Genomic DNA, 18,510 nt, shown 5'->3' with positions numbered 1-18,510 from the left:
GACCCCGTCGGCCCCCGGGACACCGGTCCCGCCGCCGTCGAACCCTCCCCCACCGCTCCCGCGCGGAAGCGGCCCCGGGGTGTGCCCTGGTTCCTGACCGGCGGGCTGGTCGCCGCCCTGCTCGTCCTGATACCCGTGGCGGCCGGCATCGGCGCGTACCCGATCCCCGTCGGTGACGTGCTCGGCTCGGTGGCGCACCGGATCGGACTGGGCGGCGGCTCGCTGGACCGGGTCCCGGAGTCGGTCCTGTGGGACGTACGGTTCCCGCGCATCGTGCTCGCGCTGCTCATCGGCGCCTCGCTGGGCTGCGCCGGCACCCTGATGCAGGGCGTGTTCGGCAACCCGCTGGCCGAACCGGGCGTCATCGGCGTCTCGTCGGGCGCGGCGGTCGGCGCGGTCGCGGCCATCGCGCTCGGCCTGGACTTCATCGGCAGCTGGACGATCCCCGCCGTCGCCTTCGTGACGGGCCTCGCGACGGTGCTGATCGTCTACGCCATGTCCCGCTCGGGCGGGCGCACCGAGGTCGTCACGCTGATCCTCACCGGCATCGCCCTGAACGCCTTCACGGGCGCGCTGATCGGACTGTTCCTGTTCTTCGCGGACTCGGCGGCCGTCAACCAGATCACCTTCTGGCAGCTCGGATCACTGGCGCAGGCGACCTGGCCGAAGGTCCTCGCGGTACTGCCCTGCGCCGTGGCCGGTCTGGCGGTGGCACCGCTGTACGCCCGCCGGCTCGACCTGCTGGCCCTCGGCGAACGCCCGGCCCGGCACCTGGGCGTGGACGTCGAACGGCTGCGGATCGTCCTGGTCCTGGTCATCGCGCTGCTCACCGCGGCCGCCGTCAGCGTCTCCGGGATCATCGGCTTCGTCGGTCTCGTCGTCCCGCACCTGCTGCGGATGGCGGCCGGTCCCGGGCACCGGTTCCTGATCCCGGGCAGCGCGCTCGGCGGCGCGGCGGTGCTGCTCGCCGCCGACCTCGCGGCCCGCACGATCGCCCAGCCCGCGGAACTCCCCCTCGGTGTCCTCACCGCCCTGCTGGGCAGCCCGTTCTTCCTGTGGCTGCTGCGCAGGACCCGCCGCAAGCAAGGAGGCTGGGCGTGAGAACCGCTCGTACGAAGTCCGGGCCGACGACGCCCTCGCGGCTGCCGCGCACGGCCCTGCGCCTGCTGCTGCCGGGGACGGCGCGGCCCGTGCCGCCTCCCCGGCCCGCCCCGGGCGACGTCCTGGCCCAGACCGAGGACCTGCACGTCCGGCTGGGCACCGAGGAGGTGCTGCGCGGCGTGGACGTCAGCGCCCGCGCCGGTGAGGTGCTCGCCCTGGTCGGACCCAACGGGGCGGGAAAGTCCACCCTGTTGTCCGCGCTGGCGGCCGATCTGCCGCCCGCCGAGGGGGTCGTACGGCTGCACGGGCGTCCGGCGACGGAGTGGACGGCGCCCGAACTCGCCCTTCGCCGGGCCGTGCTGCCCCAGGCGGCGGCCCTGTCGTTCCCGTTCACGGTCGAGGAGGTCGTCCGGATGGGCCGGGCGCCCTGGGCCCACACCCCGCACGACGACGACACCGCGGTCGCCTCCGCCATGGCCGCCACCGAGGTCACCGGGTTCGCGCCCCGCTCGTTCGCCGCGCTCAGCGGCGGCGAACGGGCGCGGGTGGCGCTCGCCCGGGTGCTCGCCCAGCGCGCACCGCTGCTCCTTCTCGACGAGCCGACGGCCGCACTCGACCTGCGGCACCAGGAGTTGGTCCTGCGGGTGTGCCGGGAGCGGGCGGCCGCCGGTGACGCCGTGGTCGTGGTGCTGCACGACCTGGGCCTCGCCGCGGCCTACGCGGACCGGACGGCGGTGCTGTGCGCCGGCCGGATCGCGGCCGACGGTCCGCCGGCGGAGGTGTTCACCGACGGCCTGCTGAGCGACGTCTACCGGCAGCCGGTCGAGGTGCTCCCGCATCCGCGCACCGGCGCCGCGCTCATCACGCCGAGACGGGACGCTTGACCTTTCCTTGACCCTCCCGTGGGGTCTGTTTTGAGTCACCGTGATCTCGCTGTTTCTGTACGGCGACTGTGAGAGCTGAATCACCGAACGACCGGGTATCACCAAGGCAAGCCTCAGATAAGTTAGGCCAGCCTCACCATGCCGACGGGGGACCTCCGTGCGGTTTGTCCGACTTCTCTTGGAGCCTGAATGCGAGCCGTCCGACTCTCTGTTGTCACCGCTGCCGCCACCGCGGCAGCTCTGGCCGCCGTCACGGGTTGCACCGAGAAGAGCGACGCCAAGAACGGCGACGCGATCCAGGTGACCGCCGCCGACGCGAAGTGCGACACCTCGGTGAAGTCGGTGCCGGCCGGACAGGTCACGCTGAAGATCGAGAACAAGGGGTCGAAGGCGACCGAGGTCGAGATCCTCTTCCCCGACGACCGGATCGTCTCCGAGAAGGAGAACATCGGCCCGGGCACCAAGTACACGCTGACCGCCGAGGTGAAGGCCGGTTCGTACCAGATCGCCTGCCGCCCGGGCATGAAGGGCCTGGGCGTGCGCCAGAAGCTCACCGTGACCGGCGGCAAGGTCGCCCGGCGCGACCCGCGCCTGGACAAGGCCGTCGCCGCCTACCGCGAGTACGCGCAGGAGCAGGCCGACGCCACGATCCCCAAGGTGCAGACGTTCGCCGACGCCATCAAGGCCGGCGACCTCGAAGCCGCCAAGAAGGCCTTCGCCCCCTCCCGCGTCGGCTGGGAGCGCACCGAGCCGATCGCCGAGTCCTTCGGTGACATCGACCCGAAGACGGACACCCGCGCGGACGGCCTGGAGAAGGGCCAGAAGTGGACCGGCTGGCACGCGCTGGAGAAGTCCCTCTGGCAGGACAAGAAGATCGGCGCCGAGCAGAAGACGCTCGCCGACCAGCTCGTCACGGACCTGAAGGACTGGCAGAAGCGGGTCGGCAAGGCCGAGATCACGCCGACGTCGATGGCCAACGGTGCCAAGGAGCTGCTGGACGAGGTCGCCACGGGCAAGGTCACCGGCGAGGAGGACCGCTACTCGCACACCGACCTCAGCGACTTCAAGGCCAACGTCGAAGGCGCCCAGAAGGCGTACGAGCTGCTCAAGCCGGTCGCCGAGCAGAACGACAAGGCCCTGACGACCAACCTGGACAAGCAGTTCACGGCGCTCGACACGCTGCTCGACAAGTACCGCACCGACAAGACCTCGGACGGCTTCGTCTCGTACGACACGCTCACCAAGGCGCAGACCAAGGAGCTGTCGGACGGGGTCAACGCGCTCGCCGAGCCCCTGTCGAAGCTCGCCGCCGCCGTCGTCAAGTAGTCGCGGACAGAGGAACAGCATCATGACGAACGCCCAGGACAGCACGGAGGGCACGGAGGACACCGGACCTGCCGCAGGCGGCTCCGCGCCGTCCCGGCGTTCGCTGATCGGCTGGGGCGGTGCCGGGCTCGCGCTCGGTGCCGCCGTGGCCGGCGGTGCCGTCGCGATGACCCGCACCGGCAACGACGTCGACCCCGCCGGGTCCGACACCTCGGGTCCGGTCCCCTTCCACGGCACCCACCAGGCCGGCATCGCCACCCCGGTCCAGGACCGCCTCCACTTCGCCGCGTTCGACGTCAAGACCGACGACCGCGCCGCGTTCGTCCAGCTCCTCAAGGACTGGACCCGCGCCGCCGCCCGCATGACCGCCGGACACACCGTCGGCGACGGCGCCTACGGCGGCCTCGCCGAGGCACCCCCGGACGACACCGGCGAAGCCCTCGGCCTCAGCCCCTCCCGGCTGACCCTGACGATCGGCTTCGGACCGTCCCTGTTCGACAAGTTCGACCTCGCCGACCGCCGCCCCGACGCCCTCGTCGACCTCCCCCAGTTCCCCGGCGACAACCTCGACAAGAGCCGCAGCAACGGCGACCTGTGCATCCAGGCCTGCGCCGACGACCCCCAGGTCGCCGTCCACGCCATCCGCAACCTCGCCCGCATCGGCTTCGGCACCGTCGCCATCCGCTGGTCCCAGCTTGGCTTCGGCAAAACCTCCTCCACCACCCCCGACGCCCAGACCCCCCGCAACCTCATGGGCTTCAAGGACGGCACCCGCAACATCGCCGGCACCGAGACCGACCGCCTGAAGAAGTTCGTCTGGGTCGGCGACGGCGACGGCAGCGACTGGATGACCGGCGGCTCCTATCTCGTCGCCCGCCGCATCCGCATGAACATCGAGACCTGGGACCGCACCTCCCTCCAGGAACAGGAAGACGTCTTCGGCCGGGACAAGGGCGAAGGCGCCCCCGTCGGCAAGGCCAAGGAACACGACGAGCCGTTCCTCAAGGCGATGAAGCCCGACGCGCACGTCCGCCTCGCGCACCCCGACGCCAACCACGGAGCGACGATCCTGCGCCGCGGCTACTCCTTCACCGACGGCACCGACGGACTCGGCCGCCTCGAAGCAGGCCTGTTCTTCCTCGCCTACCAGCGCGACGTCCGCAAGGGCTTCATCCCCGTCCAGCGCAGCCTCGCGCGCACCGACGCCCTCAACGAGTACATCCAGCACGTGAGTTCGGCGCTGTTCGCCGTCCCGCCCGGCGTCCGCGACAAGGACGACTGGTGGGGCCGCACGCTGTTCTCCAAGGAGGCCTGACCATGTTCTCCAACTACCTGATCGGCCTGCGCGAGGGCCTCGAAGCCAGCCTCGTCGTCTGCATCCTCATCGCCTACCTCGTCAAGACGGACCGCAGGGACGCCCTCAAGCCGATCTGGGGCGGCATCGCCGTCGCCATCGCCGTCGCCCTCGGCTTCGGCTGCGCCCTCGAATTCGGCTCCCAGGAAATGACGTTCCAGGCCCAGGAAGCCCTCGGCGGCTCCCTGTCGATCGTCGCCGTCGGCCTCGTCACCTGGATGGTCTTCTGGATGCGGCGCACCGCCCGCCACCTCAAGACCGAACTGCACGGCAAGCTCGACGCCGCCCTCGCCATGGGCACCGGCGCCCTCGTCGCCACCGCCTTCCTCGCGGTGGGCCGCGAAGGCCTGGAGACCGCCCTGTTCGTCTGGGCCTCCGTCCACGCCGCCAGCGACGGCACCCCCCGCCCCCTCATCGGTGTCGCCCTCGGCCTCGCCACCGCCGTCCTCCTCGGCTGGCTGTTCTACCGCGGCGCCCTCAAGATCAACCTCGCCAAGTTCTTCACCTGGACCGGCGGCATGCTCGTCGTCGTCGCCGCCGGCGTCCTCGCCTACGGCGTCCACGACCTCCAGGAAGCCGACTTCATCCCCGGCCTCACCAGCCTGGCCTTCGACATCAGCAACACCATCGACCCCACCAGCTGGTACGGCACCCTCCTCAAGGGCGTCTTCAACTTCCAGCCCGACCCCACCGTCCTCCAGGTCACGGTGTGGGCGCTCTACCTGGTCCCGACACTCGCGATCTTCCTCGCCCCGGTAGGGTTCGCCTCCGGGAAGGGGAAGGTGAAGGCACCTGATGAGCAGGGATCACACGGGTCGCAGCCCACGAAGGCCTCGTAGTTCCGGCAGCCTCCGCCGTTTCGTCCTGGCGACGGGAGCGGTGACCGCTCTGTCCGTCGCCGCGAGCGGCTGCGTGGTGGTGCACGGTGAGCGGGAGGTCGTCCCGGCGGCGACCCGCGCCGAAGCCGCCCGCGCGCTCAAGGACTTCACCGCCGCCTACAACAAGGCGGACAAGACGTACGACCGTTCGCAGGACGCGGACCGGGTGACCGGTCCGCTCGCGGACATCGACGCCGCCAAGCTGAAGGCCGGGCACAAGAACAGCCCCGGTGGGAATCCCGCGCATTCGGCGCTGGAGTTCCGGGACGCGACGTTCTCCATACCCGCGAAGGCGGCGTGGCCGCGCTGGTTCGTGGCGAACACGGCGGCCAACAAGGGCGCGCCGGGCAGCCGTTGGCTGATGGTCTTCACCCGGGGCAGCGCCGCCGAGGTGTGGCAGGCCTCGTATCTGACGGTCCTCACCGCCGACGAGGTGCCGCGGTTCACGCGGGACAAGGACGGCTGGGCGCAGCCCGTCACGGCCGACGACGCCGCGCTCGCCGTCGAGCCGGAGAAGCTCGGCAGCACCTACGCGACCTATCTGCGGGCGGGCGGCGACACGTTCGCGGCGGGGACGCACACCTCGCTGTGGCGGGCCCAGCGCAAGAAGTTCGCCAACCGGCCGGGGCTCGCACGGCAGTACATCGACGAGCCGCTGACCACGGGCGACCACGCGCCGGTGGGTCTGCGCACCGCGGACGGCGGGGCGCTGGTGTTCTTCACGACGCACCGCTTCGAGAAGCAGACCGCCGCGGAGGGCAGCGCGATCCCGACGCCCAGCGCGGACGTCCAGGCGCTGACGACCGGTGAGATCAAGCAGTCCCTGACCCTGGAGTTCGTCTCCAACCAGGTGGCCCTGGACCCGGCGAAGGGCGCGGACGACCAGCGGGTGTCCGTCCTCGGACGGGTCGAGGGACTGACCGGCGCGAAGGGCGAGTGAGCGCGGTCCGGCCCCGGGGGGCCGGACCGGTCTCCGATCAGCCCCGGTGAGGCCAGGCGGCGAGCCGCTCCGCGCCGCCGTTCTCCCCGGCGTAGCGGGCGCACGCGTCCGTGAGGTGTTCCAGGAGGGTGAGCGGGTCGGGCAGCGGGTGCTCGGGACCGCGCACCCAGTCGACGCTCAGACCGCCCGGCAGCTGGGCCGGCGGCACCAGGACGTACGAGCCGCGGCAGTGCCAGCGGAACCCGGGGTGCTCGTCCATCGTCTCGGGGTGGCAGTCCAGCTCGCAGGGCCACCACTCGTCCTCGTCCTCGGGCGTACCGCGGGTGAGGGTGAAGAAGAGCATGCGGCCGTCGCCGGTCTCGGCGACCGGGCCGACGTCGACGCCGGCGGCCAGTATCCGCTCCAGCGCCTCACGGCCCGCCTCCAGCGGCACGTCGAGCACGTCGTGCGTCATGCCGGTCGCGGTGATGAAGTTCGCCTTCGGCTGGTGCCGGGCCCAGCGCTCGATCTGGGCGCGGTCGGTGGTGGACTGCGTCTGCCAGGCGAAGGAGACGGGGTGACGCGCGGGTGTGGGACAGCCGACGCGGTCGCAGGAGCAGCGGTGGCCCGCGGGGTACGCGGCCTGCGCGAGCGGCAGACCCGCGTCCGCGGCGGCGAGCAGCAGGGCCTCACGCCGGGCGTCGGACGTCTCCGCGGGAGGCTTGGGCCGGCGTCCGCGCAGCCACTGGGAGATCCTGCCCTGCGCGCCGGGGCGGCTTCCGAACTCTGCGCTCATCTATCCCCTCGCCAAGCCGTAGTGCACTCGTCGTCCTTTGCCCATGGTCCCACCATCCTGCGCCCCGGGTGGCCGGAGCCGACAACCGGGGTAGGTGGGGCGATGCGTTCGCCGGGCCCTGATCAGGTGTTATCGCATGATGTATGACGATTTACGGGCCGCTCGGAGGGTGACGGGACCGTCAGCGCGGGGCGAGACCGTGCAGGGCGTAGTCGACGAGGGTGTCCGTGTAGTCGTACGTGATCGGGGCGGTGCGCTGGAGCCAGCGCTGGGCGAGCGGGGAGACGAACAGTTCCAGGGCGATCCGGGGGTCGACGTCCGGGCGGACCTCGCCCTGGTCCTGGGCGGAGCGCAGGCGCCGGACGTACAGCTGGAGCTGGGGTTCGAGCAGTTTGGCGACGAACTCGGCGCCGAGCCGGTCGTTCACCAGGCCCTCGGCGGCGAGGGCGCGGGAGGGCACCTCGAAGGCGGGGTCGAGCAGCTCGTCGACGGTGGCGCGCAGCACCAGTTTGAGATCGGCGGCCAGGTCGCCGGTGTCCGGGAGGGTGTACGGCTCCTGTCCCGCGGCCCGCGCGGCCTGTTCGCCGAGGTCCATGAAGGCGTCCAGCAGCACCTCCGCCTTGGACGACCACCACCGGTAGATCGTCTGCTTGCCGACCCCGGCCCGGGCCGCGATGCCCTCGATCGTGGTCTTCGGGTAGCCGCTCTCGCCGACCAGGGCCAGGGCGGCGGCGAAGATCGCGCGGCGGGACTTCTCGCTGCGCCGGGTGGCGTCGGGGGCGGGCCGCCCGGCGGGGCCGGGTGCCGGGGCGGAATCGGGGCTGGAGCTGGGCATCTCGGCCATGGGGCGAACCTACCAGGACCGCGATACGGGGCGTCTCGCGTCCGGCGGGCACCCGTGGACGGACGTCGCGGCGGGGGTTCCGACGGGGGCCCCGGTCGCGGTTCCGGCCGGCGTTCCGGTCGGCGTTGCGATCGGCGTTGCGGCGGGCCGCACGGTCGGGGTTCCGATGTACGCGCTGTACCCCCGGCCGGGATTCGCCCGGGCGTCCCGGGCGGGGGTCCCGTGGCGTTTCCCGCGGGCGTTCCGGCGGCCGGGCGGGGCGCCCGTGACGCGGACGGCGGACACCACCCGTCCGCCTGCGGGCGGCGGAGGGGCGCACGGCGCACCATGAGCATCAACTGCCCCTGCGGTTGCGTAAGGAGCCTTCCTTGCACCCTCTCCGTCGTGCCACGCCCCGGCGTTACCTCATGTGCCCCCCGGTGCACTTCGACGTCACGTACGCGATCAACCCGTGGATGGACCCCGCCAAGCCGGTCGACGTGCCGCTCGCGCTCGCCCAGTGGGAGGACCTCCGCGACCGCTACCGCTCCCTCGGCCACACCGTCGAGCAACTCGCCCCCCGCCCCGGCCTGCCGGACATGGTCTTCGCGGCGAACGGCGCGACGGTCGTGGACGGCCGGGTGCTCGGTGCCCGGTTCGCCTTCCGGGAGCGTGCGCCGGAGGCGGCGGCGCACCTGGAGTGGTTCCGCGCCCGGGGGTTCGCCGAGGTCCTGGAGCCCGTCCACGTCAACGAGGGCGAGGGCGACTTCGCGGTCACCGCCTCGTACGTCCTCGCGGGCCGCGGCTTCCGGGCGAGCCCGCTCTCGCACGGTGAGGCGCAGGAGTTCTTCGGCCGTCCGGTGATCGGCCTGGACCTCGTCGACCCGCTCTTCTACCACCTGGACACGGCGCTCGCCGTCCTCGACGACACGACGGACGAGGTCATGTACTACCCGCGGGCGTTCTCCCCCGGCAGCCGCGAGGTGCTGCGCCGGCTGTTCCCGGACGCGCTGACCGCCACCGACGAGGACGCCGCCGCGATGGGTCTGAACGCGGTCTCGGACGGCCTGAACGTCCTGCTCCCCCAGGAGGCGGCCGGTCTCTTCGGCCCGCTCCGCGACCGCGGCTTCACTCCGGTCGGCATCGACCTCGGCGAACTCCTGAAGGGCGGCGGCAGCGTGAAGTGCTGCACGCAGGAACTCCGGGGGTGAGCCGCGAGCCCCGCGATCCGCCCGCTCTGCCGGTCCTCGCGGCCCTCCCGGTGCGCGGCCCGGGCTTCCGGGCGGGGTCTAGGCCTCCTCGGGCGGCGGCCAGGCGTCGCCCCAGTCCGTGTCCCGGGCCGCCTTGTAGAGCGGGCCGTGGCGTTTGGTCACCGTCTCCCGGTGGAGGGACTCGTCCGGTCCGCACAGGTCGAGCAGGACCTGGCCCTTGCGGATCTGGGGCCTGCGCACGACGCGGGCGGGCGCCGGCTCGGGCGGGAAGCGGGTCGCGGCGACGTAGCTGAACTTCTCGTCCTCGTAGGGCAGGGAGCCGCCCTTGACCTGACGGTGCAGGGAGGAACGGGCGACCCGGGCGGAGAAGTGGCACCAGTCCTCGCCGGGGACGATCGGGCAGGCCGCGCTGTGCGGGCAGGGGGCGGCGACGTGGAAGCCGGCGTCGATCAGCCGGTCGCGGGCGGCGAGGACACGGGTGTAGCCGTCGGGCGTGCCCGGCTCGATGATCACGACGGCCTGTGCGGCGCTCGCGGCGGCGTCCACGACCGAGGCGCGGTCGTCCTCGGTCAGTTCGCCGAGCACGTAGGAGACCGTGACGAGATCGGTGCTCTCGATGGTGAGCGCCGCTCCGATCCGTGAGCGCTGCCATGTGGCGCCGGTCAGTTCGGGGTTGGCGGCGGCGATCTCCCGGCCGAGGGCCAGCGCGGGCTCGGCCCAGTCGAGCACGGTCACCGGGCGGGCGCCCTCCCAGGTGGCGTTCACCGCCCAGGTCGCCGCGCCCGTGCCGCCGCCGACGTCCACATGGCTTCCCGGCGCCCAGCCGGGTACCGCGTCCGCGAACGCGTCGAGGGCCGCGCGGACCGCCTCGAACGTCGCGGGCATCCGGTACGCGGCGTACGCCGCCACGTCCGAGCGGTCCCGCAGGATCGGCGCGTGCGTCGGGGTGGTCCCCCGGTAGTTGACGATCAGCCGCTCGACCGCCTGTGCGGCGGCCTTCGGCGGGAGACCGTCGAGCAGGCCGGCGAGGGCGCTGCGCAGGGTGTCGGCGGTGGGTTGGGGGGCGTTCACGGGGCCGATTCTCTCAGGTACGGCGGGTCGCCCGTAGCACGGGCGCTCTTCCCCGACCTGGGGCGTCTCCCCGCCCGCGCACCACCCGTGGCTGTCACCCGACGACCTCGGCTCGCCCGTGGGGACTCCCCGCCGTCGGCGGCACGCGGTGGCCAACCGTCCCCGGCCTCCGGCCGGGCCCTCTCCCCGCCCGCGCACCACCCGTGACTGTCACCCGACAACCTCGGCTCGCCCGTGCGACCTCCCCGCCGTCGGCGGCACGCGGTAGCGATGCGCCCCGCGCCGTCGGCGGCGTGCGGAGGCTCAGGTGCCGCGTACCGCTCGGCGGAGGCGGGTTGCCGCTGCTGCGCGGGGGGTGTTGTCCGGCGGGCGGCGGCGTGGGTGGACGGTGTTGGCGAGCAGGACCAGGAAGGTGCCCGTCACCGGGTCGAGGACCAGGGACGTACCGGTGAAGCCGGTGTGGCCTGCCGCGCCGCCGCCCGCGAGGGCGCCCATGAACCGGGGCTGGTCCAGGGCGAATCCGAGGCCGGGCGGGGTCAGCAGGAGTTCGACGAAGTCGGGGCCGAGGATGCGCGCGGGACCGTAACTGCCGCCGGCGAGCAGGGTGCGGCAGAAGACCGCCAGGTCGCGGGCGGTGGAGAAGAGGCCCGCGTGACCGGCCACGCCGCCGAGCGCCCAGGCGTTCTCGTCGTGCACGACCCCGCGCAGCATGCCCCGGTCCGCCTTGCCCCAGGGCCGGCGCTGGTCCTCGGTGGCGGCGGCGCCCGGGCAGGGGCCGAAGGCGGTGGCGTTCATGCCGAGCGGGCGGGTGATGCCGTCCCGGACGAGGACGTCGAGCGACCGCCCGCTGACCCGCTCCAGCACGTACTGGAGGAGGATCAGGTTGAGGTCGGAGTACAGGTACTCCCCCGGCTCGGACGAGGGGGCCTCGGCCCGCAGCATCGCCAGCCGGGTCGCGTCGTCCGGGCAGTCGTACAGCGGGAGTTCGGGGCGCAGCCCGGAGGTGTGGGTGAGCAGCTGCCGTACGGTGACGCCGTGCTCGCGGACACCGCGGAACTCGGGCAGGTACGCGCCGACCCGCGCGTCGATGCCGAGGGTGCCGCGCTCCAGCTGCTGCACCGCGGCGACCGCCGTGAACAGCTTGGTGAGCGAGGCCAGGTCGAAGGGCGTGTGCACGGTCGCCGGCACACGGGCCCCGGCCGCCAGCTCGGTCCCGGCGTCGGTCTTCTCGTCGTAGGCCGCGTAGCGGACCGCCCATCCCGCCGCCTCCTCGACGGCGATGACGGGGCCGCGCCCGGCGACCAGCACGACGCCCGCCGCCCACGGGTCGGGCCCGGTGGTGAGGGCGCGGACCTCGCCGGCGAGCTGTCGCAGCTCTCCGGCGTCGAGTCCGGCGCGTTCCGGTGTGTCGATCCGCAGTCTCGGAGCGCTCAGCTGTCCGCCGCCTTTCCGTCCGGTGTGGGCCCCGTGCGCCGGGGACGGCACAGTCCCACGAAGCAGGCGACGGCCACCAGTACGGCCGCCAGTTGGACGACGGCCATCGGGACGGCGGTGTGCTCGCCCGCGATGCCGACGAGCGGTGAGGCGACCGCGCCGATGAGGAAGGAGGTCGTGCCGAGCAGCGCGGAGGCGGAACCGGCCGCGTGCCGTACCCGCATGAGGGCGAGCGTCTGGGTGTTGGGCAGGGCGAGGCCCATCGCGGACATCAGGACGAACAGCGCGGCGGACACGGGGACGAGTCCGACGTTCCCGAAGACGCCGGTGGACATGAGGAGCAGCGCGGTCGCGGCGAGGACGACGAGGGCGAGGCCGGTGGCGAGGACCTTCTCCAGCGGGACCCGGCCGACCAGCACCTTGCCGTTGATCTGGCCCGTGATCACGAGGCCGACGGAGTTCACGCCGAAGAGCAGGCTGAACGTCTGCGGGGAGGCGCCGTAGATCTCCTGGATCACGAACGGGGAGGCGGAGATGTAGGCGAACAGGGCCGCGAAGGTGAAGCCGCCGGCGAGCATGTAGCCGGCGAAGACCCGGTCGGCGAGCAGCGCGCGCATGGCGTGCAGCGCTTCGCCGACGCCGCCCACGTGCCGGTCCTCGGGCCGCAGCGTCTCGGGGAGTTTCGCCCAGACGACCGCGGTGAGCGCGATGCCGACGGCGGTGAGGACCACGAAGACGCCCCGCCAGTCGGTGACGCGCAGGATCTGTCCGCCGATGAGCGGCGCGACGACCGGGGCGACCCCGGAGATCAGCATGAGGGTGGAGAAGAAGCGGGCCATGGCGTCGCCGTCGTAGAGGTCGCGCACGACGGCGCGGGCGATGACGATGCCGGCCGCGCCCGCGAGGCCCTGGGCGAGGCGGAAGGCGACGAGGAGTTCGACGGTCGGGGCGAGCGCGCACAGCACCGTGGCGACGACGTACACGGCGAGTCCGGAGAGCAGCGGGCGCCGGCGGCCCCAGCGGTCGCTCATCGGGCCGACGACGAGCTGGCCGAGTGCCATGCCCGCGAGGCAGGCGGTGAGGGTGAGCTGCACCGTCGCCGCGGGCGCGTGCAGGGCTCCGGTGACCTCGGGCAGCGACGGGAGGTACATGTCCATCGCGAGCGGGGGTGTGGCGGTGAGCCCGCCGAGGACGAGGGTGACGAGGAGTCCGGTGCGGCCGGCCGAGCCCGGGCCCGCGGCCGGTCGCGCCGTCCGGCCCCGGGCCTGCCGGGGTTCGGCGGCGGGCACCGGTGCGGTGTCCGCGGCGGTCGCGTCCGGTATGTGCCCGTGCGGGCTTTCCTGTTCCCGCGTGGTGCGGCCACGCTCGGGCATGTGCCCTCCCTCTCCGAGTGATGCGCCCCCTATGCTCTCAGTTCGAACAGCGTGTTCGGGGTCACAGATCGAGGTGCGGGCATGACGGGCGAGCGCGAACGCGTGCGGTGGGGGATTCTGGCGACGGGCGGGATCGCCGCGGCGTTCACGGCGGACCTGGTGGACATGCCGGACGCCGAGGTCGTGGCGGTCGCCTCGCGGACGGACGCCTCGGCGAAGGCGTTCGCCGAACGGTTCGGGATTCCCCGGGCGTACGGGGACTGGGCCTCGCTCGCGGCGGACGAGGACGTCGACGTCGTGTACGTCGCGACTCCGCACGCGGCGCACCGGCAGGCCGCCGGGATGTGTCTGGAGGCGGGGCGCCACGTGCTGTGCGAGAAGGCGTTCACGCTGAACGCGCGGGAGGCGGGCGAACTCGTCGCCCTCGCCCGGCGGCACGACCGCTTCCTGATGGAGGCCATGTGGATGTACTGCAATCCGCTGGTCCGGCAGCTGAAGACCCTGGTCGACGACGGGGTGATCGGTGAGGTCCGCACCGTGCAGGCCGACTTCGGTCTCGCGGGGCCCTTCCCGCCCTCGCACCGGCTGCGGGACCCCGCGCAGGGGGGCGGCGCGCTCCTCGATCTCGGCGTCTATCCGGTGTCGTTCGCGCAGTTGCTGCTCGGGGAACCCTCGGACGTGGTCGCGCGAGCGGTGCTCTCCGAGGAGGGCGTCGATCTCCAGACGGGTGCGCTGCTCTCCTTCGAGAGCGGTGCTCTCGCCTCGGTGCACTGCTCCATCAACGGCGGTACTCCGGTGGCCGCCTCCGTGACCGGCTCCGAGGGCCGCATCGACGTGCCGGACGGCTTCTTCTTCCCGGACCACTTCGTGGTGCACCGCGACGGCCGCGAGCCGCAGACGTTCCGTGCGGAGCCGTCGGCGGGGCCCCGCAACAGCCTGCGGCACGAGGCCGCCGAGGTGATGCGCGCGCTGCGGGCGGGCGAGCGGGAGTCCCCGCTCGTCCCGCTGGACGGCACGCTCGCCGTGATGCGGACGCTCGACACGATCCGGGACCGCGTCGGCGTCCGCTATCCCGGCGAGGCCGGCGGACCGGACGTCAGGCCTGCTTGAGCCCCTGGTCTCCGACCTCCGTCACGAAGGAGGCGGCGGTGGTGACCGGCGCCCCCGGGGTCGTCACCGCGGACACGGTCCTGAAGTCGGCCCGCGCCGCCTCCCGGCCCAGTTCGACGGTCACGTAGCCGCGCCGCCCGTTGTAGAACTTCAGGTGCGGGTTGGCCTGGGTGTAGGTGGCCCAGTTGGCCGGCCGGTCGGCGCCGTCCTTGCCGCTGGTGATCGAGGTGGCGACGATCTCGGTGCCGAGGACCGCCGACGAGGGGTCGTCGAAGTCGTCGAGGAGGTCGAAGGCGTACCCCACGTGCACGTCCCCGGTGAGCACCATCAGGTTCTCGGTCCCGGTGGACCGGGCGCCCGCGAGGATCCGCTGCCGGGAGGCCCGGTAGCCGTCCCAGGCGTCCATGGACACCTTGGCGACGGGGTTCAGGTCCAGCTTGCGCTGGGCGAAGGTGACCTGCTGCGGTACGACGTTCCACAGGGCCCGTGAGTCCCGCCAGCCGTCGATCAGCCAGCGTTCCTGCGTCGCGCCGGTGATGGTGCGCGCCGGGTCGTCCGACTCGGGCCCGGGGACGTGCGAGCCGTCGCCGTAGGCCTGGTCGGAGCGGTACTGGCGGGTGTCGAGGATGTCGAACTGGGCGAGCCTGCCCCAGCGGAGCCGGCGGTAGAGCTGGGCGTCCGGGCCGACCGGGAGCTGCGCGCGGCGCAGCGGCTGGTTCTCCCAGTACGCGCGGTAGGCGGCGGCGCGGCGCAGCAGGAACTCCTCCGGCGGGCCGTCGTTCTCGTCGATGTCGTCGGCGTAGTTGTTCTCCGTCTCGTGGTCGTCCCAGGTGACGGCGAAGGGGTGCGCGGCGTGCGCGGCCCGCAGGTCGGGGTCGGACTTGTAGAGGGCGTACCGCAGGCGGTAGTCCTCCAGCGTCAGGGTCTCGTGGTTGAACAGGTCGGGGAGCGTCCGGTCGGTGTAGTTGCGGGCGCCGCCGACGGAGCTGACGGCGTACTCGTAGAGGTAGTCGCCGAGGTGGAAGACGACGTCGACGTCCTCCTCGGCGAGGTGGCGGTACGCGGTGAAGTAGCCGTCGTGGTACGCCTGGCAGGAGACGGCGGCCAGGGTGAGCGCGGAGACACGGGCGCCGGGGGCGGGCGCGGTGCGGGTGCGGCCCGTCTCGCTGGTCCAGCCGCCGACCTTGAAGCGGTAGAAGAAGACGCGGTCGGGGGCGAGCCCGCCGACCTCGACGTGCACGGCGTGGTGGTACTCGGGGTGCGCGGTGGCGGTGCCGCGCCGCACGATCCGGCGGAAGCGGTCGTCGTGCGCCAGTTCCCAGTGGACGGTGACGCGTTCGGCGGGCAGGCCGCTGTCGGGCTGGTACGGGGCGGGCGCGAGCCGGGTCCACAGCAGCACCGAGCCGGGCAGCGGGTCGCCGGAGGCGACGCCGAGCGTGAAGGGGTTCTCGGTGATTCTCGCCGCGTCGAGTTCGGCGGCGCTCGCCGTACCGGCGGCCGGGAGGTCGACGGCGAAGGCGAGCGCGGCGGCCGCGCCGGTGACGGTGAGGAAGCGGCGGCGCCCGATGTGCCGTGCGACGGCGCGGAGTTCGGGGGCGTGCTGCGACGGGTGCTGTTGGCCTGCGGGTGTCATCTGGCCCTCCCCTGACGGTGGTGGTACTCGGCATTGGAGTGGTCAGGATCGACGGCTGCTTGGCGCGTACACAACAGGCACATGGCGGGGGGATGAGTTCCGGATGTCGGCCGCGTCAAAAGCCCCTCCCGTACGCTGCGGGCCCATGAACGCCATGAATCACCCGCATCCCCCGGAGACGAAGACCGCGGTGGTGACCGGAGCGGGCTCCGGCATCGGCCGCGCGGTGGCCGCCGAACTGCTGCGTGCCGGCTGGTCGGTGGCGCTGGCCGGGCGCCGGACCGAGACCCTGGAGGAGACGGCGGCCCTCGTGCCCGAGGCGCCCTCGATCGCCGTCCGCACGGACGTCTCGCACCCCGACGAGGTCGCCGCCCTGTTCACCGCCGTACGCGACCGGTTCGGGCGGCTGGACCTGCTCTTCAACAACGCCGGGACGTTCGGCCCCGGCGGGGTGCCGGTCGAGGAACTGCCCTACGACGCCTGGCGGCACGTCGTGGACACGAACCTGAACGGCGCGTTCCTGTGCGCGCAGGCGGCGTACCGGCAGATGAAGGAGCAGGACCCGCAGGGCGGCCGGATCATCAACAACGGCTCGATCTCGGCGCACACGCCCCGGCCGCAGTCGATCGCGTACACCGCGACCAAGCACGCGCTGACGGGCCTGACCAAGTCGCTGTCCCTGGACGGCCGTCCGTACCGGATCGCCTGCGGCCAGATCGACATCGGCAACGCGGCCACCGACATGACGGAGCGGATGCGGACCGGCACGCTCCAGGCGAACGGCGAACTCGCGGTCGAGCCGGTGATGGACGTGGCCGACGTGGCCCGCACGGTGCGGCACATGGCCGAGCTGCCGCTGGAGGCGAACGTGCAGTTCGCGACCGTCCTGGCGTCCGCGATGCCCTACGTCGGACGCGGCTGACCCGCGCCACGCCCCGCCGTCGCCGTCGGGGCGGCCCGTCCTCTGTGTACGCGGGAAGCGGGCCGAGCGTTCACCGCATCTGGTCAAGTCCTCAACCTACACAAACGGAAGCTGACTCTCCGGACCATACGAGCCGGTGATGGGCTTATGCTCAACACCTCCTCCACGAGAGCTTCACACTCGGAGGAAGAGACTTCGGTAGGACCGATGGTCCGCACCGAGGGGGGAGGCGACCGTCGTTCCGCGGTCCGGGTGGGGGCGGGCCTCGCGCGCAGGCGTGAGGAAAGCACCGGGTCACGGAGCGGCTGTCGCCGTCATTGCCGGCACCGCACAGCTGTCAGGGCTGTGCGGTGCCGTGCTGTGTTGTGCGGCCCGCGCACGCGGTCCCGCGTCAGCGCTCGCGGCGACGCCCGCGGCCCTCGGCGGACGCGTCGGCCTGATCCTCCGCCGGGCGACGGCGGCGGTTGCGCAGCGCCAGCGCGCCCCCGGCGAGCAGCACGACCGCTCCCCCGGCCCCGCCGACCAGCCCCCAGGGCGGGCCGTCGCTCTTCGCGGCGGCCGCCGGAGCGCCCGCCGCAGGTTTCGCCGTCGCCCTGCGCGTGGGGGCCGCGCTCGCGCCGCCCTCGCTGATCGGTTTGACGAGCGTCCCCACCGGGTCGACCGAGGCGTTCCGGAAGCCCCAGTCGAGCAATTGGGCCGTTTCCTCGTAGACGCCGTTGCCGCCGCTCTTGGGGTGCATCACCGTGACGAGCAGGGTCCGTCCGTCGCGCGTCGCGGCGCCCGTGAAGGTGTTGCCGGCGTGGCTGGTGTATCCGTTCTTGACGCCGATCAGGCCGTCGTACGTCTTCAGACCCCACGCGCCGGTCAGCAGGCGGTCGGTGTTCTGGATCTGGAAGGTCTTCTTGCCGCCGGCCGGGAAATCGGCCGTCCTGGTCGCGCAGTAGCCGCGGAAGTCGGCGCTCGCGAGGCCGTGCCGGGCGAACAGCGTCAGGTCGTACGCGGACGACAGCTGGCCCGGGTGGTCGAATCCGTCCGGGCTGACCACGTGCGTGTCCAGGGCCTGCAGGTCCTTCGCCTTGGCCTGCATCTCGGCGACCGTCGCCGGGACGCCGCCGTTCATGTGGCTGAGCACGTGCACCGCGTCGTTGCCGGAGCGCAGGAAGACGCCCTGCCACAACTGCTCGACGGTGTAGGTGATGCCGGGCTTGATGCCGACCAGGCTGGAGCCCGCGGGGACGTCCGCGATCTCGACGTCGGTCACCCGGTGCGTCTCGGTGCGTTCGAACTTCGCCAGCACGGTGTCCGCGAACAGCATCTTCAGGGTGGAGGCCGGCGCGAGGCGCTGGTGCGCGCGGTACGAGGCGAGCACCTGGCCGCTCGTGTGGTCCGCGATCAGCCAGGAGCGGGCCGTGAGGTGCTTGGGCAGCGCCGTGCCGCCGCTCGCCTGGACCCCGGTGCGGCCGAGGCGCGCACCGCCGATCGTGGTGGCGGCGGACGCGGTGGCGGCCGTCGCGGCGGCGAGCGGCACGGCGGCGGCGAGGCCCAGAGCGGCACGGCGGGAGAGCCCGGAAGAATCACGCATCCCGGGACCGTACAAAGCCGCTCCGCGGGCCCCGACAGCGGGGTGACAAAGGGAAGGGAAGCCGCTTCCAAAGGGGCGGCAAAGACACCGCGA

At 72.9% G+C, this 18,510-nt stretch carries 16 protein-coding genes; 9 read left to right on the top strand and 7 right to left on the bottom strand.

Annotated features, from left to right (window positions below):
- Positions 1-81 precede the first annotated feature (81 nt).
- From OG406_RS27975 to OG406_RS27950, 6 genes are all read left to right on the top strand, one after another.
- Positions 82-1,101 (top strand): FecCD family ABC transporter permease, encoded by a 1,020-nt coding sequence (locus OG406_RS27975; protein WP_329191013.1) that lies wholly within the window; start codon positions 82-84, stop codon positions 1,099-1,101.
- A gap of 56 nt (positions 1,102-1,157) precedes the next feature.
- Positions 1,158-1,985 (top strand): heme ABC transporter ATP-binding protein, encoded by an 828-nt coding sequence (locus OG406_RS27970; RefSeq protein ID WP_329191011.1) that lies wholly within the window; start codon positions 1,158-1,160, stop codon positions 1,983-1,985.
- Positions 1,986-2,174: 189 nt separating this feature from the next.
- A complete protein-coding gene (gene efeO, locus OG406_RS27965; RefSeq protein WP_081216922.1) occupies positions 2,175-3,311 on the top strand; it encodes an iron uptake system protein EfeO in 1,137 nt (378 codons plus the stop codon).
- A 22-nt stretch (positions 3,312-3,333) separates the two neighbouring features.
- Positions 3,334-4,626: an iron uptake transporter deferrochelatase/peroxidase subunit gene (efeB, locus tag OG406_RS27960; protein WP_267050633.1), complete on the top strand. Its 1,293-nt coding sequence runs from the start codon at positions 3,334-3,336 to the stop codon at positions 4,624-4,626.
- Between the two features lie 2 nt (positions 4,627-4,628).
- Positions 4,629-5,504 carry an iron uptake transporter permease EfeU gene (gene efeU / locus OG406_RS27955; protein WP_164373124.1) on the top strand — a complete coding sequence of 292 codons (876 nt, stop codon included), beginning with the start codon at positions 4,629-4,631 and terminating at the stop codon, positions 5,502-5,504.
- Complete coding sequence (locus OG406_RS27950; protein WP_329188398.1) at positions 5,461-6,483, top strand: hypothetical protein; 1,023 nt, start codon at positions 5,461-5,463, stop codon at positions 6,481-6,483. Before efeU ends, OG406_RS27950 begins: the two co-directional genes overlap by 44 nt.
- Before the next feature lie 37 nt (positions 6,484-6,520).
- On the opposite strand, the gene OG406_RS27945 is transcribed toward OG406_RS27950, so the two are convergent.
- Both OG406_RS27945 and OG406_RS27940 read right to left on the bottom strand, forming a co-directional pair.
- Positions 6,521-7,258 (bottom strand): bifunctional DNA primase/polymerase, encoded by a 738-nt coding sequence (locus tag OG406_RS27945; protein ID WP_164373122.1) that lies wholly within the window; start codon positions 7,256-7,258, stop codon positions 6,521-6,523.
- A 181-nt stretch (positions 7,259-7,439) separates the two neighbouring features.
- The gene (locus OG406_RS27940; RefSeq protein ID WP_239155565.1) at positions 7,440-8,093 is read right to left on the bottom strand and encodes a TetR/AcrR family transcriptional regulator; all 654 of its coding nucleotides are present in this window, start codon (positions 8,091-8,093) and stop codon (positions 7,440-7,442) included.
- Positions 8,094-8,470: 377 nt separating this feature from the next.
- On the opposite strand from OG406_RS27940, the gene ddaH reads away from it, so the two are divergent.
- Positions 8,471-9,292, top strand: coding sequence for a dimethylargininase (gene ddaH / locus OG406_RS27935; protein ID WP_443067114.1), 822 nt, complete (start codon positions 8,471-8,473; stop codon positions 9,290-9,292).
- A 78-nt stretch (positions 9,293-9,370) separates the two neighbouring features.
- Here the strand turns inward: ddaH and OG406_RS27930 are convergent, their stop codons facing one another.
- The 3 genes from OG406_RS27930 to OG406_RS27920 form a co-directional block, all read right to left on the bottom strand.
- Positions 9,371-10,363, bottom strand: a complete 993-nt coding sequence (locus OG406_RS27930; protein WP_329188397.1) for a small ribosomal subunit Rsm22 family protein — start codon at positions 10,361-10,363, stop codon at positions 9,371-9,373.
- 303 nt (positions 10,364-10,666) lie between these two features.
- Positions 10,667-11,848 carry a serine hydrolase domain-containing protein gene (locus tag OG406_RS27925; protein WP_266848823.1) on the bottom strand — a complete coding sequence of 394 codons (1,182 nt, stop codon included), beginning with the start codon at positions 11,846-11,848 and terminating at the stop codon, positions 10,667-10,669.
- The gene (locus OG406_RS27920; RefSeq protein WP_266848821.1) at positions 11,794-13,170 is read right to left on the bottom strand and encodes a multidrug effflux MFS transporter; all 1,377 of its coding nucleotides are present in this window, start codon (positions 13,168-13,170) and stop codon (positions 11,794-11,796) included. The genes OG406_RS27925 and OG406_RS27920 overlap by 55 nt, the downstream gene beginning before the upstream one ends.
- A gap of 81 nt (positions 13,171-13,251) precedes the next feature.
- Here OG406_RS27920 and OG406_RS27915 point away from each other — a divergent pair, with 81 nt between their 5' ends.
- On the top strand, positions 13,252-14,280 hold the full coding sequence (locus OG406_RS27915) for a Gfo/Idh/MocA family protein (RefSeq protein ID WP_164373118.1): 1,029 nt from the start codon (positions 13,252-13,254) through the stop codon (positions 14,278-14,280).
- Here the strand turns inward: OG406_RS27915 and OG406_RS27910 are convergent.
- Positions 14,267-15,913 carry an alkaline phosphatase D family protein gene (locus tag OG406_RS27910; RefSeq protein WP_329188391.1) on the bottom strand — a complete coding sequence of 549 codons (1,647 nt, stop codon included), beginning with the start codon at positions 15,911-15,913 and terminating at the stop codon, positions 14,267-14,269. The genes OG406_RS27915 and OG406_RS27910 overlap by 14 nt on opposite strands.
- 145 nt (positions 15,914-16,058) lie before the next feature.
- On the opposite strand from OG406_RS27910, the gene OG406_RS27905 reads away from it, so the two are divergent.
- Positions 16,059-16,835 (top strand): SDR family oxidoreductase, encoded by a 777-nt coding sequence (locus tag OG406_RS27905; RefSeq protein ID WP_329188390.1) that lies wholly within the window; start codon positions 16,059-16,061, stop codon positions 16,833-16,835.
- 391 nt (positions 16,836-17,226) lie between these two features.
- Here the strand turns inward: OG406_RS27905 and OG406_RS27900 are convergent, their stop codons facing one another.
- Entirely contained in the window at positions 17,227-18,417 is a 1,191-nt protein-coding gene (locus OG406_RS27900; protein ID WP_329188389.1) for a D-alanyl-D-alanine carboxypeptidase family protein, read from the bottom strand.
- Positions 18,418-18,510: the final 93 nt, after the last annotated feature.

It is taken from the genome of Streptomyces sp. NBC_01428, assembly GCF_036231965.1.
GTDB lineage: Bacteria > Actinomycetota > Actinomycetes > Streptomycetales > Streptomycetaceae > Streptomyces.
The sequence above is the reverse complement of the archived record's forward strand: the minus strand, read 5'-3'. Positions and strand labels throughout refer to the sequence as shown.

Excerpts from the sequence above, each read along its gene's own strand:
- OG406_RS27910 (WP_329188391.1), bottom strand. The coding sequence starts at position 15,913 with ATGACACCCGCAGGCCAACAGCACCCGTCGCAGCACGCCCCCGAACTC.
- OG406_RS27900 (WP_329188389.1), bottom strand. The coding sequence starts at position 18,417 with ATGCGTGATTCTTCCGGGCTCTCCCGCCGTGCCGCTCTGGGCCTCGCC.
- efeB (WP_267050633.1), top strand. The coding sequence starts at position 3,334 with ATGACGAACGCCCAGGACAGCACGGAGGGCACGGAGGACACCGGACCT.
- efeO (WP_081216922.1), top strand. The coding sequence starts at position 2,175 with ATGCGAGCCGTCCGACTCTCTGTTGTCACCGCTGCCGCCACCGCGGCA.
- OG406_RS27920 (WP_266848821.1), bottom strand. The coding sequence starts at position 13,170 with ATGCCCGAGCGTGGCCGCACCACGCGGGAACAGGAAAGCCCGCACGGG.
- efeU (WP_164373124.1), top strand. The coding sequence starts at position 4,629 with ATGTTCTCCAACTACCTGATCGGCCTGCGCGAGGGCCTCGAAGCCAGC.
- OG406_RS27905 (WP_329188390.1), top strand. The coding sequence starts at position 16,059 with ATGAACGCCATGAATCACCCGCATCCCCCGGAGACGAAGACCGCGGTG.
- OG406_RS27940 (WP_239155565.1), bottom strand. The coding sequence starts at position 8,093 with ATGCCCAGCTCCAGCCCCGATTCCGCCCCGGCACCCGGCCCCGCCGGG.
- OG406_RS27915 (WP_164373118.1), top strand. The coding sequence starts at position 13,252 with ATGACGGGCGAGCGCGAACGCGTGCGGTGGGGGATTCTGGCGACGGGC.
- OG406_RS27945 (WP_164373122.1), bottom strand. The coding sequence starts at position 7,258 with ATGAGCGCAGAGTTCGGAAGCCGCCCCGGCGCGCAGGGCAGGATCTCC.
- OG406_RS27950 (WP_329188398.1), top strand. The coding sequence starts at position 5,461 with ATGAGCAGGGATCACACGGGTCGCAGCCCACGAAGGCCTCGTAGTTCC.